The organism is Paenibacillus sp. 7541, from assembly GCF_002276395.1.
In the GTDB taxonomy this organism is placed as follows: Bacteria; Bacillota; Bacilli; order Paenibacillales; family Paenibacillaceae; genus Paenibacillus_AQ; species Paenibacillus_AQ campinasensis.
Window position 1 is genome coordinate 190,938 of sequence record NZ_NQLZ01000005.1, and the last position, 16,528, is coordinate 207,465.

The 16,528-nt window shown below is 53.9% G+C and carries 13 protein-coding genes; 11 read left to right on the forward strand and 2 right to left on the reverse strand.

Features of this window, described 5'->3' with window-relative positions:
• Positions 1 to 139 precede the first annotated feature (139 nt).
• Positions 140 to 2,581 carry a leucine--tRNA ligase gene (gene leuS, locus CHH75_RS03135; protein WP_095263077.1) on the forward strand — a complete coding sequence of 814 codons (2,442 nt, stop codon included), beginning with the start codon at positions 140 to 142 and terminating at the stop codon, positions 2,579 to 2,581.
• On the opposite strand, the gene comER is transcribed toward leuS, so the two are convergent.
• On the reverse strand, positions 2,562 to 3,404 hold the full coding sequence (comER, locus tag CHH75_RS03140) for a late competence protein ComER (RefSeq protein WP_095263078.1): 843 nt from the start codon (positions 3,402 to 3,404) through the stop codon (positions 2,562 to 2,564). The genes leuS and comER overlap by 20 nt on opposite strands.
• Before the next feature lie 168 nt (positions 3,405 to 3,572).
• Between comER and CHH75_RS03145 the strand changes: the two genes are divergently transcribed.
• The 6 genes from CHH75_RS03145 (at position 3,573) to holA (ending at position 11,031) form a co-directional block, all read left to right on the forward strand.
• Positions 3,573 to 4,220 (forward strand): helix-hairpin-helix domain-containing protein, encoded by a 648-nt coding sequence (locus CHH75_RS03145; protein WP_095397427.1) that lies wholly within the window; start codon positions 3,573 to 3,575, stop codon positions 4,218 to 4,220.
• Positions 4,221 to 4,277: 57 nt separating this feature from the next.
• Positions 4,278 to 4,796, forward strand: coding sequence for a deoxycytidylate deaminase (locus CHH75_RS03150; protein ID WP_095263080.1), 519 nt, complete (start codon positions 4,278 to 4,280; stop codon positions 4,794 to 4,796).
• A 111-nt stretch (positions 4,797 to 4,907) separates the two neighbouring features.
• Positions 4,908 to 7,694: a ComEC/Rec2 family competence protein gene (locus CHH75_RS03155; RefSeq protein WP_095397428.1), complete on the forward strand. Its 2,787-nt coding sequence runs from the start codon at positions 4,908 to 4,910 to the stop codon at positions 7,692 to 7,694.
• 167 nt (positions 7,695 to 7,861) lie between these two features.
• Positions 7,862 to 8,410 (forward strand): RNA polymerase sigma factor, encoded by a 549-nt coding sequence (locus tag CHH75_RS03160; RefSeq protein WP_095263082.1) that lies wholly within the window; start codon positions 7,862 to 7,864, stop codon positions 8,408 to 8,410.
• A complete protein-coding gene (locus tag CHH75_RS03165) occupies positions 8,407 to 9,714 on the forward strand; it encodes an anti-sigma factor family protein (RefSeq protein WP_095397429.1) in 1,308 nt (435 codons plus the stop codon). The genes CHH75_RS03160 and CHH75_RS03165 overlap by 4 nt, the downstream gene beginning before the upstream one ends.
• 297 nt (positions 9,715 to 10,011) lie before the next feature.
• A complete protein-coding gene (gene holA, locus CHH75_RS03170) occupies positions 10,012 to 11,031 on the forward strand; it encodes a DNA polymerase III subunit delta (protein WP_095263084.1) in 1,020 nt (339 codons plus the stop codon).
• 245 nt (positions 11,032 to 11,276) lie between these two features.
• Here the strand turns inward: holA and rpsT are convergent, their stop codons facing one another.
• Positions 11,277 to 11,549, reverse strand: coding sequence for a 30S ribosomal protein S20 (rpsT, locus tag CHH75_RS03175; RefSeq protein WP_095263085.1), 273 nt, complete (start codon positions 11,547 to 11,549; stop codon positions 11,277 to 11,279).
• A gap of 163 nt (positions 11,550 to 11,712) precedes the next feature.
• Between rpsT and gpr the strand changes: the two genes are divergently transcribed.
• The 4 genes from gpr to lepA all read left to right on the forward strand — a co-directional run bounded on the left by gpr (position 11,713) and on the right by lepA (position 16,525).
• On the forward strand, positions 11,713 to 12,714 hold the full coding sequence (gpr, locus tag CHH75_RS03180) for a GPR endopeptidase (RefSeq protein ID WP_095263208.1): 1,002 nt from the start codon (positions 11,713 to 11,715) through the stop codon (positions 12,712 to 12,714).
• 177 nt (positions 12,715 to 12,891) lie between these two features.
• On the forward strand, positions 12,892 to 14,175 hold the full coding sequence (locus CHH75_RS03185) for a stage II sporulation protein P (RefSeq protein ID WP_095397430.1): 1,284 nt from the start codon (positions 12,892 to 12,894) through the stop codon (positions 14,173 to 14,175).
• Positions 14,176 to 14,229: 54 nt separating this feature from the next.
• Positions 14,230 to 14,619, forward strand: a complete 390-nt coding sequence (locus CHH75_RS03190; RefSeq protein WP_095397431.1) for a hypothetical protein — start codon at positions 14,230 to 14,232, stop codon at positions 14,617 to 14,619.
• Between the two features lie 88 nt (positions 14,620 to 14,707).
• The gene (gene lepA / locus CHH75_RS03195) at positions 14,708 to 16,525 is read left to right on the forward strand and encodes a translation elongation factor 4 (protein WP_095263088.1); all 1,818 of its coding nucleotides are present in this window, start codon (positions 14,708 to 14,710) and stop codon (positions 16,523 to 16,525) included.
• Positions 16,526 to 16,528: the final 3 nt, after the last annotated feature.

Sequence of the window (16,528 nt, forward strand, 5' to 3'; positions counted from 1 at the left end):
GTTGGCTAGCTTGAGGATAGCGAAAGCAAGAGACCGCGTCTATGATGCGGTCCGGTTTCAGCAACCTGCGTCGATCGGCGCAGGTTGCAATGGCACGGCGCAGGCGCGCGTGCCCGACTGTGAAGGAGGAGCAGGAAGTATGACGGATCATCAGCAATCAGGATACGGCTACCAGCCGACGCAAATCGAGCCCAAGTGGCAGAAGTATTGGGACGAGCACAAAACCTTTAAAACCGAAGAGCAATCTTCCAAACCGAAATTTTATGCACTGGATATGTTCCCGTATCCATCGGGTTCAGGCCTCCATGTAGGGCATCCCGAGGGTTATACGGCAACTGATATCGTATCCCGCTACAAGCGTATGCGCGGATACAATGTGCTTCATCCGATGGGCTGGGATGCATTCGGTTTGCCTGCCGAGCAGTATGCGATGGATACGGGCAAGCATCCGCGCGATTTCACACTGCAGAACATCGATAATTTCCGCAGACAGATTAAGTCGCTGGGCTTTTCGTATGACTGGGATCGGGAGATCAGCACCACCGACCCGGACTATTATAAATGGACCCAGTGGATTTTTATACAGCTTTACAAGCGGGGTCTTGCCTATGTGGCCGAAGTTCCGGTGAACTGGTGCGAAGCACTCGGCACGGTTCTCGCGAATGAAGAGGTCATCGACGGCAAGAGTGAACGCGGCGGCCATCCGGTTGTGCGCAAGCCGATGCGTCAGTGGATTCTGCGCATTACGGCATACGCTGATCGCCTGCTTGAGGATCTGGATGAGCTGGACTGGAGCGACAGCCTGAAGGAGATGCAGCGCAACTGGATCGGCAAGTCGACCGGTGCGGAAGTCCGGTTTGACATCGAGGGCCATGACAGCCAGCTCGAAGTATTCACGACTCGCCCGGACACCCTGTTTGGAGCGAGCTACTGCGTACTGGCTCCGGAGCATGAACTGGTCGAACGGATTACAACCGAAGAGCAGCGCGAGGCGGTTAAAGCTTACCAAGAGGTGGCTGCTCGCAAGAGCGACCTGGAGCGGACAGATCTTGCCAAGGACAAAACCGGCGTATTCACGGGCGCTTATGCCATCAATCCGGCGAACGGTGCCAGAATGCCGATCTGGATTGCCGATTATGTGCTCGCAGGCTACGGCACAGGCGCGATTATGGCCGTACCGGGCCATGATACCCGCGACTGGGAGTTTGCCAAGCAGTTTGGCCTGGACATCATTGAGGTGGTGAAGGGCGGCAATGTGGAGGAAGAGGCCTATACGGGCGATGGAGAGCATGTCAACTCCGACTTCCTGAACGGATTGAACAACGAAGCGGCCATCAACGAAATGATCGCCTGGCTGGAGAAGAACGGCAAAGGTCAGAAGAAAGTGACCTATCGCCTTCGCGACTGGCTGTTCAGCCGCCAGCGTTACTGGGGAGAGCCGATACCGATTCTCCATCTCGAAGACGGATCGATGAAGCCGGTTCCTGAGGATCAGCTTCCGCTTCTGCTTCCGGATGTCGATCAGATCAAGCCGTCCGGCACCGGTGAATCTCCGCTTGCGAACGTGACGGAATGGGTGGAGACAGTGGATCCGGAGACCGGCATGAAGGCGCGGCGCGAGACCAATACGATGCCGCAATGGGCCGGCAGCTGCTGGTACTATCTGCGATACATCGACCCGAAGAACAACGAAGAACTGTGCTCGAAGGAGAAGCAGAAGGAATGGTTGCCGGTTGACCTGTACATCGGCGGTGCGGAGCATGCGGTGCTGCATTTGCTGTACGCCCGTTTCTGGCATAAGGTGCTGTATGATCTGGGTGTGGTCGACACCAAGGAGCCGTTCCAGAAACTGGTGAACCAGGGGATGATCCTGGGGACCAACAATGAGAAGATGAGTAAATCCCGCGGCAACGTCATCAATCCGGATGATATTGTAAAGGAATACGGTGCTGACACCTTGCGTGTATACGAGATGTTCATGGGGCCGCTGGAAGCGACCAAGCCATGGAATACGAACGGAGTGGAAGGCACGTACCGCTTCCTCTCGCGCGTATGGCGCCTGTTCATCGGAGAAGATGGCAGCCTCAATCCTAGAATTGTGGACGCTGAGGGTACCGACGAGTTCAAGCGTATGCTGCACAAAACGATTAAAAAAGTAACCGACGATTTCGAGCATCTGCGCTTCAACACGGCGATCAGCCAGCTGATGATCTTCATTAATGAAGCCTACAAAACCGATGTGCTTCCGCGCAAGGCGATGGAGAACTTCGTACAGATGCTGTCCCCGCTTGCGCCTCACTTGGCTGAGGAGCTGTGGAGCCGACTTGGTTACAGCGGCAGCATTACCTATGTATCCTGGCCGGAATATGACGAGGCTTGGACCGTGGAAGCTGAAGTCGAAATCGTCGTTCAGGTTAACGGCAAAATTGTGGAGCGCACCAAGGTTGCGCCGGACATGAATCAAGAAGCCATGCAAGAACATAGCCTCTCCCTTCCAAATGTCAAGCAGGCGCTGGAAGGGAAGAGTATTCGCAAAGTAATCGCTGTACCGGGTAAACTGGTCAATATCGTGGCCGGTTAATTGTAAAACCAAAGGCGGCGTCGAGTTTTACCAAATCCTCATCATATTTGTCATGTGTCGTTTGGATTAATTGGTAAAACAGCCCGTTCAGATGACCGTTAAGCAGGCGCAGCGCCTGAGCGGTGATGCCGCCTGGAACCGCTACACGTTCCTGAAGCTGCTCAGGGGAGAAACCTTCTTCCGTGAGCAGCTTGCCGGTGCCAAGCAGCATTTCACCGGCCAGCGTGTTCAGCGTTCCGCGGTCAGCCCCGGTTAGTTCGACGGCAGCGTCGATCCATTTTTCCACAAACAAACTCAAAAAAGCAGGCCCGCAGCTGGAGAAATCGGAAGTGATTCGCGTGTGCGATTCCAGTATCTCAACGGGCCTGCTGATATAAGACAGGAGGCTTTCAATAAGCTGCCTGTCTTCTTCTTTTATTCGGGAGCCATACATGCATAACGTCGCTCCGCCTCCCGTTTTGTTGGTGATGCTGGGTATAATTTTAGCCACCTTGCATGGCAGCGACGATTCCAGGTGGATCAGCTGGACCGGGCTGGTGATCGAAATCGCGATCTGCTCGGGCCTGAGCGAGGACTGGATTTCATCAATGACAGCCTTAAATTCCAACGGTTTGATACATAAGAAGATGAGGTCGCTTTCCGAGGCGGTTTCCGAATTACAGCTGCAAACGCTTAAGCCGGGATGCCGCTCCGCCAGCAACAACGCTTTTTCAGGGCTCCGATTGCTGACAAGAATTTGCTTAGGCTGGAGTGCACCCAAGTGGATGAAGGAATCGATCAGCAGGCTTCCCATACTGCCCGTACCGATAAAACCGACCTTCATGGTTACTTCCCTCCTTTCGCGCGTTACGGCAGAAATGTACCGTTCTTACGTCTAATGTATGTGAGAGTCGGCGAATCATGACCAATTTCGCAGCATTTAGATTACAGGATTTGCGTTAGCAAGGAAGTTCTTTCAGTGAAGTTGAATTGAAGAACAGGAGTGGTGTAAATGAGACGAATATCTCACGGGTTCATGATGGCAGCAGGCATTGTCGGCTGTGGACTTATTTTGTTTGCCGGAACGCCTTCCAAAGGGATGGAGGGCTGGGAACCGCTTAATGACCGGTTAGAGCAGACGCTGCTGGAGCTGGAGCAGCCGGCCCCTGTAGTTGAAGCGAGCGGAGACGCTGGGCTGCCTGCTTCGATGGCTGCGGCGGATACGAATGCGAAGGCGCCGCAGAACAATAGCGGTGAAGCAGCTTTGGCCCAGCATCAGGGAGCCGCTTCACAAGAGCAGGAGATGCCTGGTCCGGATGAAGCGGGCGGGCAGCCAGCGCCCGCTGGTGCGATCCCGAGCACAGTCCCGCCAGCTGAAGCCCTTTCCCAGGCTGAAGGGAGTACTGGTTCGCCGCCGGTCGCCGCCGCTCCATCTGTTCAGCCCGCTGACCTGGCTTCGAGTTCGTCCGGCATAATCAACATCAATACCGCATCCGCGGCACAGCTGATGGAACTGCCAGGCATCGGCGAGAAGAAAGCCCAAGCGATCATCGAATACCGCAACCGGTCCGGACCTTTCCGGAATGCCACCGATCTGATGAATGTCAAAGGCATCGGACCGAAAATGATGGAGAAGATGATGCCTTACGTTGGACTTTAGCTGTGTGCTACAATAAAGGCAAGACAGATTACTGATAAGGGAACAGGTGACATTACAATGAGTACGGATCAACGTAAAGATTGGGATACCTATTTTATGGATATCGCCTACATGGTATCGACCCGCTCCCAGTGCCCCCGTCGTCATGTGGGCGCCGTGCTGGTACAGGGCAAGAAGCTGCTGGGCACTGCCTATAACGGGGCGCCAATGGGTGTGCCGGACTGCTCGGAGGCAGGCTGCATGATTTCGGAGGAATATGAGGTTGTGAACCAGGACGGGCAGGAGTTCATGGTGAAAAAACAGCGCTGTATCCGCACGATTCATGCGGAGCAGAATCTGCTGCTGTTTACCGATCGGATCGACAGGGAGGGCAGCACCGTCTATGTGACGGATGAGCCCTGCTGGACATGTGCCAATATGCTAGCGAACAGCGGCATCGTTGAAATTGTGTATCATCGCCCGTATCCTAAGGATACGGAAAAGGTATCGCGGATGATGGAGCAGAAGGGGATTCAATTCCGCCAGTTCCTGCAATATGAACCTCCGCGCGAGACGTTGATGAGTGTGGTCGAATGAGACTGCTTTAATAGATCATTCATACAGTTTGGGGAAGTACCCTGGTCTGCTTTTTTTAAAGCGGATCAGGGTTTTTTAGTGAGCTGGGACAGGAAAGGTGGGTGGAATGATATGAAACGAAGACCTCTTCTGGCGTTTACCGTGATGTGGGTCATCGGAAGCGGGGCGGCAAGCATGTGGTCGGGCTCCCGGCTTATGCTCGTGCTGGCAGGCATGCTGATGCTGGTCCTCGTCCTTTGCTGCCTGGAAGAGGCAGGGCGAGGAATAATGCTGTGTATGCTATTGTCACTGTCTCTGGGGACTCTGTATTGGGAGATGCATGATGCGGCCAATGTGAGCCAGCTATCGTCCAGCGCAGCGTCCGGGGATGAGATGGTGACGATTACCGGCTCGGGTACGATTGCATCTCCGGTTGAGATGGACGGAGATCGGGCCAGTTTTAGAGTTATGCTGCGTGAAGCAGATATCGGCGAGAGTGACGGCAGCGTCTTGGCAGCCGCAGACCCGCAAATGGATGCCGGGGTTGATGAAGCTGCCGATGTACAAGGGGGCGGAGCGGACACATCAGGACGATCCGTCAAGGAAACGGTGATGGTTCAGGTCAAACTGCTGAGCGTTGATGAAGTCCAGGTGGTCCGAGCTTGGCAGCGAGGGGATACGATTTGGCTTCAAGGAGAACTACAGCAGCCGGGGGAGGCGCGTAATTTTGACGGTTTTGATTACCGGGCGTATTTGCGGACCGAGAAGATCCATTGGATCGTTCGGATGAATGGTGTGAGCCAGGCTGAGGTGGCGGCACCAAAGTCATGGCGTCCTGGTCATATATTAAGATGGAATGATTCGATCAGGCAGAGGCTCGGAGACAAGCTGGACCAGCTGTATGACGGCGTGCATGCGGGCTTTATGAAAGGCTTGGTCATCGGCAACCGCGATGATCTGGACCCGGAGACGTTTCGCGAGTTTTCACGTCTGGGGTTGACCCATATATTAGCGATATCCGGAATGCATGTCGCGGTAGTGACAGGATGTTTGCTGTTCATCTTGTCTGCCATGAAGCTGACCCGGGAAACTTCATTGACGGTTGCCATGTGGCTGCTTCCCTTGTACGTGTTGTTGACAGGAGCCAGTCCATCTGTGGTGCGGGCTGGCATGATGGGGGTCATCGGGCTGTATGCAGCCAAGCGACGATTGCTGAAGGACGGATTGAACATTTTAAGTGCGGCCGCGCTCATAATGCTGATCTGGAATCCGTATTATTTGCTGAATGTCAGCTTTCAGCTCTCGTTTATTGTCACCGCAGGGCTGATGATTTTTGTTCCGATGATGATGAGACTGTTCTCGAAATTACCGGCATGGCTGGCAGGATCGGCAAGTGTAACGGTGGTCGCCCAGCTGGTCTCTTTTCCGCTCACGATCTATTATTTCAACCAGTTTTCGCTGCTGTCGGTGGCGGCCAATCTGGTTCTGGTTCCGCTCATCAGCATGGTCGTGCTGCCGCTGGGGATGATCTCGCTGCTCCTGGGCTGGCTATGGATGGAGGGGGCAGGATGGGTGGCACGGGCGGCAGAGCTGATCAATGGACTCACGTTTGGCATTGTAGAATGGATGAATGCGCCTCTAAGCTTCAGGACGATTTGGGCATCTCCTTCATTCTTATGGATTGTCGGATATTTCGGTCTGCTGTACGGCTTGCTTTATTTGTTGAAAAAGAGAGCCGAGGATTTGGCGCCGGGCAGCCAACCTTCGGATGACACGGTCCCTCTCCTCGTCCCTGCGTCGAGAAGGGGGGATACAGGAGCGACAGGCTATGCGCCGGGGACGCGCGGACTTGCCCCGCCGGCGGGCGCCGGGCTGCCGCCCGTTATAGGCAGGCTTATCTCCAGCCTGATGCTTGGCAGGTTCTACGCTGCGGGGCAGCTGCTGGAGCGTTATGGATACCGGGTGCTGACAACGTGCTGTGCAGGCGGCTTGCTGCTGCTTTTGTACAGCGGATATCAGTCGCCATCCACTCACGGAGCTGGAGTGGTGCAGTTTCTGGACGTGGGACAGGGCGATTCGATTCTGGTGAGCACCCCGGAAGGGAAGTTTATTCTTATCGATGGCGGCGGGACACTGAACTTTCGCAAGGAGAGCGATGCGTGGAAAGAAAGAAAGGACCCTTTTGAAGTGGGGAAAAATGTGGTCGTGCCGCTATTGAAGAAGCGCGGTGTTCATCAGCTGGAGGCCGTGCTTGCAACCCATTTTGATCAGGATCATGTGGGCGGTTTGCTGGCGGTGATCGAGGAAATTCCGGTGAAGTCGATATGGATCAACGGAACGGCCGCGGATTCCAGTGCCTTTACAGCGTTCATGGCGTCCGCCGTGTCAAAGAGAATTCCGGTATATCCCGGAAAGGCCGAGTCAGGGGCATGGAGGATCGACAAGGATACCGAGGTGCGGTTTCTTGCGCCCAGCCTGCCGGAGGGAACAGGAAATCATAGCCTGCTGCCGTTGATTAAGGAACAGAATCATGCTTCACTAGTATTTGAGATGGAGATGAGCGGAGGACGATTTCTTTTTACCGGTGATACAGATGCGGCCGCAGAGCAGAAATTATTGCTTCAGCAAGGACGCGACCGTGTGATGGCAAAGGGGCCGGTCGATGTTATGAAGGTTGCGCATCACGGGAGCAAAACATCCACTTCGGATGCCTGGCTGAGCGCCTGGCGGCCCAAGGTGTCGGTCATCTCGGCAGGCGTTAACAACCGGTACGGCCATCCCCATCCGGATGTGGTCCATCGGCTTGAAAAGAGCGGAACGCTCATATATCAGACCAATCTTCACGGGGAAATTCAGTTGAGAATAAAGGATGGTTTGTTCGAGGCTAGAACGAGATTGACAGCCTCCGACGAATCGTGACATGTTTGTATTAGCCGCGTTACAGGAATTGGTCGAAGGCAGCCTGATGACGTTGCCTTTGATATTTGGTATAGTTAGATGAAGTTTCCTGAAAATAATAGGTTACATAACGCAACATTTTTGTCATCATATCCGTCTGTATGTATGCAGGGAGAGGGGGATCCACTGTGGTGGAGCAGGGACTCATCAGAGCCGCTCAATCGGGCGATCGCGACGCTCTAATCACCCTATTGCGAGAAATTGAACATCATGTTTACCGAACGGCCTACTATATTTTAAACAATGAACAGGATGCGTTGGATGCGGCGCAGGAAGCGCTGATACGCGTGTACACCAAGATCAACTCCTATGAGGAGAAAGCGCAGTTCAAAACCTGGGTGCAGCGTATTGTCACCAATATATGCATCGACAAGTTCCGCAGAACGAAGCCGACGGTGTCCATCGAGGAGCATGAGATGGTGTTCCAGGATCAGACCGATGTGGAGAGGGAAGTGCTCTCCGGTTATTTGGCCCAGGACATCCACGAGGCCATCAACAAGCTGCCGGATCATCATCGGACCGTCATCGTTCTAAGGTATTTGCAGGACTTATCCTACAACGAAATTGCTGCTTGTCTGAACCTTCCGCTGAATACGGTGAAATCGTATTTATTCAGAGCCAGACAGCAGCTGCAGAATATGCTCCATGAGCATCAGAAAGGTGGTGTATCAGGATGAATTGTCAAGAGGTGGTGGAGAGCATGCATCGGTATCTGGACCGGGACTTGAGCTCGGATGAGACCGCGCTGATGTATCAGCATATTGCTGTGTGCCCATCATGTGCGGAGACGTTTCAGTTATTGAAGTCCTTATCCAAAGAGCTTGAAGAACTTCCGGCCGTGACGCCGCCCATCAGCCTGGTGGATGCCATTATGCCCCGTCTGGATGCGATTGACCGTGAACGTGGCGAGAGCCCTGCTCCTTCCAAGGAAATCAGCAGCGAGCCCGCCGAGATGACGCCTGAGATTCGGCGCCCGAGACGCCAAGCCAACTGGTGGAGCACGATTGGCGGAAGAACAGCGATCGGCGCGGCCGCTGCTGCTGTCATTCTCGGTGTGGCGATCTTTAGCTTTGAGCCGAAGGTTATCTCCGAGGCTGAGCTTCCGTATGAGGAGGCTGAGACGCTTACCAATGAGACCAGCGCTGCCGGGGAAAATCATGATGCGGAGCAACCGGAAGCAAGCATGATGATGGATGATGCTCCGGCGGGCAGCGTGATGGATTCAGGGGATGATGGAGACGCTGCCGGTGCTGCCGATGCCCACATCTACACGGCTCCGTCCACGACAAGCCAGGATGATGCTCCGGGGCTAACCCCGGATTCGAAACCGGATCATCAGCCCGAAGAGCCTTCAGAGAAAGTTTCCGAGAAGCTGGGACCGCAAGAGTCTGCGCCAAACGATTCAAGCACGCCGAGTGCTTCGAATGATCCACAGGGCACTAACAGCACCCGGAATTCGCAGACCCCAGGGAGCAATAACCCTTCCGAGGGGAGCGAGTCGACGCCGCCGACGGCAGCCGTTCCGCCGCATGCCGCCGAGAGTCTGCCGCCTGAATTTGACGGCAGGGGAGAAGGGCCTTCGAATCAAGCGGAAGTGAACCCTCCGGAAGCGGGCGCGCTGGAGAGCTCCCAGCCCGAAGGCGGGAGGCTCGATATGGGACTGATGGCTACGGTGCCTGCTGCAGTCTGGGCATCTCCGGATGGCAGATATATGATCCAGCTCGAAGCAAATGATTTTATCGTATACAGTGTACCCACAGATTCGAATGTACCGGCAGAGATTGTAGAATCGGTGCCTTTGAAAGGGGAGTGGGTGGCTGGAGAATGGGCTGACAATCAGACGTTCAGGTACCGAGTGAAGGTCGAGGAGCAGACGGTAGAGTCCGTATATACCGTTAAGAAGTCTTCGTCTTCACAGGAGACGTCCGGAACCGGAACAAGTGGTTCTTCCGGAGGACAGAACACGCCTGCCAGACCGTAAGCATCCGAAGCTGTATAAGCCCAATTTTATGTAGAGATATAAGAAATAGCGCACATTATCTGGAGATATGAATACGATATACTAGAGAGAGACACAAGACCAACGTAGCGTCGTATGACCGCCTCGGGGGATGATTCTAGAGCATCCTCTTCGGCGTTTATATAGATGTGTTGGGACAAAGGGACCTTGCTGCTGATAAAGCCGAGGTCCCTTTGTTTTATACAAGCCTCGGACATCGTATCGCCCCGGACCGAGTTTTTTGGTATAGTGTTACACAGAAGGAAAGGGGGAGCGCCGATGGATGCCAAGACGGCGGCCAAGGCGGTCAAGCAGGGAGAAGCCGCATCGGTGTATCTGCTGTATGGCAGCGAGAAGTATCAGATGAATGAATTTGCAGCTTTGTTGGAGGAACAGCTTATTCCGAAGGAAGAGCGGGACTTTGCGATCGTCCGTCTCGATTTGGCCGATACTTCGATTCAAAGTGTGGTAGAGGAGGCGGAGACCGTTCCATTTATGGTGCCGAAGAAGCTGATTTTTGTTCGGGACACCTCGTTTTTCACTGCCGCCAAGGACAATGGGAAGGTTGAGCATCGCCCCGAGGCGTTGCTGGATTATATGAATAATCCTGCTGATTACAGCATCATCGTATTTATGGTGCAGCAGGATAAGCTGGATGAACGCAAGAAAGTGGTTAAAGCGGTCAAAAAAGGCGGAGTTGCCCTTTCGTTTGCGCCGCTCGGTGGCGAGGAACTGCTCGGTTGGGTGGACAAGCAGGCACGCCAGCAGGGCTGTACGCTGGCCGATGGGGCCGCGGATGTCCTTGTGCGAAATGCCGGCACGAACCTTCAATCATTGTCGGCCGAAGTAGAGAAGCTGTGCCTGTATGCAGGTGAAGGGGGCGTCATTGATGTTGACACCGTCAATATGCTGGTTGCGCGCAGCACGGAACAGAACGTATTTGCGCTGGTCGAGGATATTGCGAATCTCCGGCTGGACAAGGCGCTGGCTATTTTTTATGAGCTGCTGAAGCAGCGCGAGGAACCGATCAAAATTGCAGCGCTTATTACGCGGCAGTTCCGAATCATATTGCAGGTGAAGACCTTGTCTTCGCAAGGGTACACCCAGCAGCAAATTGCATCGCAGATCGGACTGCATCCCTATGCGGTGAAAATCGCAGGGGAGCAGGCACGGAAATTTGAAACGGTGCGGCTTGAGCGGATTCTGAACCGGCTTGCACAGCTGGACTATGAGATGAAGACCGGGGCTGTGGACAAGGTGCTCGGTCTAGAGCTGTTCCTGCTCCGGCTGGGTGCGTAAATCGGAAGGTGAGATGGCTCATGTGATCAACTAACCGCCATCACGCAGCGGAACACCCGCGGTGAGAGAGTTTGCAGCATCGTGCGAACAGGCGTCAGTGAAGGGAGCGGCGGATGAGGATAGGATGCCGCCAGCCCTCTGCTGGCGCCTGAGCTTTATACCTTGAGCCCACTGAACTCAAAAAAACCTGAGCGACATAGGTCAGCCCAGGTTTTTTTCAATAATCATATTCAATTAAACGGCTATTACGCTTGGGACGTAAGAGCGTTCAGTCTTTTCGCCAGACGGGATTTCTTGCGGGCAGCTGCGTTTTTATGGATCAGGCCCTTGGTTACGGCTTTGTCAAGCTTTTTGGAAGCGGCTTGGAAAGCAGCTTTAGCAGCTTCGATTTCAGTACCGTTCAGCGCAACGTCAGCGTTCTTTACAGCTGTGCGGAGCGCGGATTTTTGAGAAATGTTAAGCGCGTGGCGTTTGTCACTTGTTTTAACACGTTTAATCGCGGATTTGATGTTTGGCATTACATTCACCTCCTGTAAGGCATTTCAATAGAGCGAAATGATTCACAACTTAAAATATTTTAGCACGAGGGTGGACAAAAAGCAATACTCTATAAGACTTCTGTATAATCCGCTGCATAGTCCCGCACACTATCCTTATCGATGAGGAGGAGTGTGATTGTTTATGGAACTGGATCTTCAAAAATATTCTGTCCGTACTGACCTCGCCGTAGAATCAAGGGAGCTGGCGGGAAATGGAAGTGAGCAGCCGATTGCGGGCGTGCTGGAGGATGTGGTTCAGGAGGACGGCATCAAAATTACGCGCCTTGATGTTCAGGACGATGCGGCTTCTCAGCGAATCGGCAGAGTGAAAGGACATTACGTGACGCTGGAAGTACCTGATCTTCGCAAGGGAGACACCGGACTGCAGGATCAAGTGTCGATGGTGTTCGCGCGCGAGTTCGAGGCATTCATGCAGCGGATCGGGATTGGTCCTAAAGCGACTGTGCTGATTGTCGGATTGGGGAACTGGAATGTAACCCCGGACTCCCTCGGGCCGATTGTTGTAGAGAATGTGATGGTTACACGCCAATACTTTGAGCTGATGCCGGAGCGGGTCGCCCCGGGTTACCGGCAGGTCAGCGCCGTGGCTCCGGGCGTGCTGGGAATGACGGGCATTGAGTCCAGCGAGATTGTGCAGGGCATTGTGGAGCGCACACGGCCTGATCTGATCATTGCCATTGATGCGCTGGCATCCCGGTCGCTGGAGCGCGTAAATACGACGATCCAGATTGCCGATATCGGCATTCATCCCGGCTCGGGCATCGGCAATAAACGCAAAGGGCTCACACAGGAAATTTTGGGCGTGCCTTGCGTCGCCATCGGTGTGCCAACGGTCTGCTATGCGTCTACCATTGTGAACAATGCGATTGAGATGATGAAGTCGCATCTTGGCAGTGAAACGAAGGAAACGGGCAAAATTATGGGCATGCTGCACGATCTTCCCGAGCAGGAGCGCCTGGCGCTGGTAAAGGAAGTGCTGGAGCCGCTCGGACATGATCTGATCGTCACTCCGAAGGAAATCGACGAATTTATAGAAGATATCGCGAACATCGTGGCGACCGGACTTAACGCCGCGCTTCATGAAGCGGTAGATCCCGGCAATGTCGGGGCGTACACCCACTAAGCGAACGCAACTATCCATTAAAGCTCCGAATCTAGCGGGGCTTTATATTTTTTTGGCAGACTATAGGTTCTATCGAAACAACCCTGTTCATAGATTGGGAGTATAAGAGATTTCAAATTCGCGTGGGCACGGCTGGAATCTGCTTCACGCTCCCGAGAACGATGAGGAGGACTCGATATGAACAATCAGAAGTTTCGGATATGGAACATTGCCCGGCTCAAAAGAAAGACGATGGAAGGCTTGAGTATGGGGAAAACGATGATTATCCTCATGCTGGGCTCCCTGGTGTTTTTTATTTTGCTTGGTTTGGCAGGCATGGCGGAGCAGCGGCTGAACACGTCGCCGGTTTCTTCTATGAAAGGTCTAGCAGCGTCTCTATCAAGCCACTTTTTCACGGATATGATCGGGATGGAGATGCCGCATATGGCTGCGTCGAAGGAGAGCTCCGTTTTTTCCGGGGACAAAATGACTACGTTTGTGGTTCAGATGCTGACCAATGTCAATCTTCGGGACCCGAAAAGCCTGCTGGCCGGTGAAATGCCGGGCATGAAGGTGAATCAGCCGGTTCAGCTGCGGGGCGGATCGGGCAATGATTCCGGCGAAGCACCGGCGGATTATCGCCCGGATTCTATAGAAGGTGCGGCGGAAGGGACGGGGGAGGAGCCTGCCGAACCCCAGCAACCGGAAGAGCATGTGGAAGACCCCGGCCAAGGGAGCGGAGCAGAGGAGCCGGGTACAGGTCAGGAGGAGCCTGAAGGGACCCCGGATTCGGAGAAAACAACCAATGGCAAAAAGGCGGTGCTCATCTATCACTCCCATCCGCAAGAGGCGTATAATCCGCTGTTAACGCATCCTTCGGACAACCCGGGAGCGGTCTCGCCGCAGAAAAATGTGATGCTGGTAGGGAACTTTATGAAAGAGAGACTTGAGGCCAACGGCATCGGCACTTTGCACGATAAAAGCGACTATCAATCCACCGTAGAAGGATATAACTATAATTATTCATACAAATACTCCCGTGAGACCGTGAAGACGGCAATGGCAAATCATGATGGACTGGATTACCTGATTGATATCCACCGCGATTCTCAGCGGTATAACAAAACAACGGCTACGATTAACGGTCTCACTTATGCAAAGGTGTACTTCATCATCGGTCATGGCAACGAGAACTGGCGGGAGAATGAAGCGTTCGCCAGCAAAATCAACGAGAAGCTAGAGGCTTCTTATCCTGGAATATCGCGCGGCATCTGGGGGAAATCGGCTGATCAAGGGAACGGAGAATACAATCAGTCCCTGTCGCCGAACAGCATTCTGATCGAAGTCGGAGGCATTGACAATACGAGAGAGGAACTGCAGCGGACGGCGGAAATATTGGCAGACATTATCGCCGAGGTATATTGGCAGGAGCAGGAAGCGGAGAAGGCAAGCGTCATGTCAAGTGGCAGCCATAGCGGTTAGGCTTCCTAGGGGCGGACCGGATCAGAGATCTGATATTTTTAGGAGGGGACTATCATGTCAAGAGCTGCCAAACGTTTTGTGGCTTTGCTGATATGGGCAGGGATCGGAGTGCTGATCGGCATGCAGCTGGGGGGCGGACATACACCGGCTAACGAGCTGATCGGACGTGTGCAGGAGCAGGAGCCGGTCACGGAAGATGTGGTATCAACCGGATGGGGAGGCAATGCCCGCCTCCCGCAATCGGTGGAGGGCTACGACGATACCCAGGCAGAAGCGGTGGAGACGAAGCCGAAGTTTGAGCCAGCGCCGCGCGATATTCTGCTCCCGGACCGGCCGAAGCCGCCTGCGGATGTTCTGGCAGACAAAACCGCAGGCCTGCTCCAGGAATTGTCGGATCAGGGGATCCGCTGGGTCGTCTCGATGTTCGGCTCCATCATCGAATAATAAAGCGTACGGCAACGGCATTGCTGTGATCTCCTTCAACTGGTATAATAAATTGATTCAAACATCTGGTGGTTGGTGGGGGTTAGGCATGACTGACGTTCAAGTAAGACAACAAAAAATTCGTAATTTCTGTATTATTGCACATATAGACCACGGGAAGTCGACATTGGCGGATCGTATTCTGGAGTACACAGGCGCGTTAAGCTCGCGTGAAATGCAGGAGCAGGTTCTCGATCAGATGGACCTGGAAAGAGAGCGCGGCATCACAATCAAGCTGCAGGCGGTTCGATTGAATTATAAGGCTGACGACGGTGAGGAATATATCCTGAACCTCATTGACACCCCGGGGCACGTCGATTTTACATACGAGGTTTCCCGAAGCCTTGCCGCTTGTGAGGGAGCATTGCTGGTCGTGGATGCGGCGCAGGGAATCGAGGCCCAGACGCTGGCGAACGTGTATCTCGCTCTTGACAACAACCTTGAAATATTGCCGGTCATCAACAAGATCGATCTGCCAAGTGCGGATCCGGATCGCGTGAAACAGGAGATTGAGGATGTTATCGGTCTGGATGCGAGCGAAGCCGTTCTGGCTTCGGCCAAGGCCGGAATCGGGATCAAGGAGATTCTGGAGCAGGTCGTGCAGAAGGTACCGGCTCCGACGGGCCAATCCGAGAATCCGCTGAAAGCGCTGATCTTCGACTCTCACTACGATCCTTACAAGGGCGTTATCGTCTATGTGCGGGTCATCGACGGCAGCATCAAAGCCGGTTCCAAGATTAAAATGATGGCGACGGGCAAAACGTTCGAGGTCATCGAGGTCGGCGCCTTCAAGCCGCGCATGAGCATTGTGGACGAGCTGCAGGTGGGCGATGTCGGCTTTATCGTTGCCGGAATCAAGCATGTCGGCGATACCCGGGTCGGTGACACGGTGACCGATGCGAAGAATCCGACGCTGGAGCCGCTGCCAGGCTACCGTAAGATCAATCCGATGGTATTCTGCGGTCTGTATCCGATCGAAACCTCGGATTACAACGACCTGAGGGAGGCGCTGGAGAAGCTGCAGCTGAACGATGCATCGCTCAGCTTCGAGCCGGAAACTTCAAGTGCGCTCGGATTCGGCTTCCGTTGCGGATTCCTCGGCCTGCTCCACATGGAGATCATCCAGGAACGGATTGAGCGGGAATTCAACATTCCGCTCATTACGACAGCCCCGAGCGTTATCTATCGCGTAGCGCTGACAAACGGTGAGCAGATACAGATCGACAACCCGTCGCATTATCCCGAAATCGGCAAGATCGATTATGTCGAGGAACCGTATGTCAAGGCTGCCATTATTGTGCCGAATGATTTTGTAGGTGCTATTATGGAGCTCTGTCAAGGCAAGCGCGGTGAATTCATCAACATGGAATACCTGGATACAACGCGTGTCACGATCACCTATGAAATTCCGCTGTCGGAAATCGTGTACGATTTCTTCGACCAGCTCAAGTCGAGCACGAAGGGGTATGCTTCCTTCGATTACGAACTGTCCGGCTACCGGCGATCGAATCTGGTCAAAATGGACATTCTGCTTAACGGCGAACAGGTGGACGCCCTGTCCTTCATCGTGCACAGGGACCGCGCTTACCATCGCGGCCGCAGCATTTGCGAGAAGCTGCGCGAGCTGATTCCTCGCCAGATGTTCGAAGTGCCGATCCAGGCATCGGTCGGCACGAAGGTTGTTGCGCGCGAGACCGTCAAGGCAATGCGCAAAAACGTGCTTGCCAAATGTTACGGCGGCGACATTTCGCGGAAACGGAAGCTGCTGGAGAAGCAGAAAGAAGGTAAGAAGCGGATGAAGCAGGTCGGCAGCGTTGAGGTGCCTCAAGAGGCGTTTATGGCCGTATTGAAAATCGACGACAAATAATGC

Coding starts and splice junctions, on each gene's coding strand:
- leuS (WP_095263077.1), top strand. CDS start 140: ATGACGGATCATCAGCAATCAGGATACGGCTACCAGCCGACGCAAATC.
- comER (WP_095263078.1), bottom strand. CDS start 3,404: ATGAAGGTCGGTTTTATCGGTACGGGCAGTATGGGAAGCCTGCTGATC.
- CHH75_RS03145 (WP_095397427.1), top strand. CDS start 3,573: ATGAGACGAATATCTCACGGGTTCATGATGGCAGCAGGCATTGTCGGC.
- CHH75_RS03150 (WP_095263080.1), top strand. CDS start 4,278: ATGAGTACGGATCAACGTAAAGATTGGGATACCTATTTTATGGATATC.
- CHH75_RS03155 (WP_095397428.1), top strand. CDS start 4,908: ATGAAACGAAGACCTCTTCTGGCGTTTACCGTGATGTGGGTCATCGGA.
- CHH75_RS03165 (WP_095397429.1), top strand. CDS start 8,407: ATGAATTGTCAAGAGGTGGTGGAGAGCATGCATCGGTATCTGGACCGG.
- holA (WP_095263084.1), top strand. CDS start 10,012: ATGGATGCCAAGACGGCGGCCAAGGCGGTCAAGCAGGGAGAAGCCGCA.
- rpsT (WP_095263085.1), bottom strand. CDS start 11,549: ATGCCAAACATCAAATCCGCGATTAAACGTGTTAAAACAAGTGACAAA.
- gpr (WP_095263208.1), top strand. CDS start 11,713: ATGGAACTGGATCTTCAAAAATATTCTGTCCGTACTGACCTCGCCGTA.
- CHH75_RS03185 (WP_095397430.1), top strand. CDS start 12,892: ATGAACAATCAGAAGTTTCGGATATGGAACATTGCCCGGCTCAAAAGA.
- CHH75_RS03190 (WP_095397431.1), top strand. CDS start 14,230: ATGTCAAGAGCTGCCAAACGTTTTGTGGCTTTGCTGATATGGGCAGGG.
- lepA (WP_095263088.1), top strand. CDS start 14,708: ATGACTGACGTTCAAGTAAGACAACAAAAAATTCGTAATTTCTGTATT.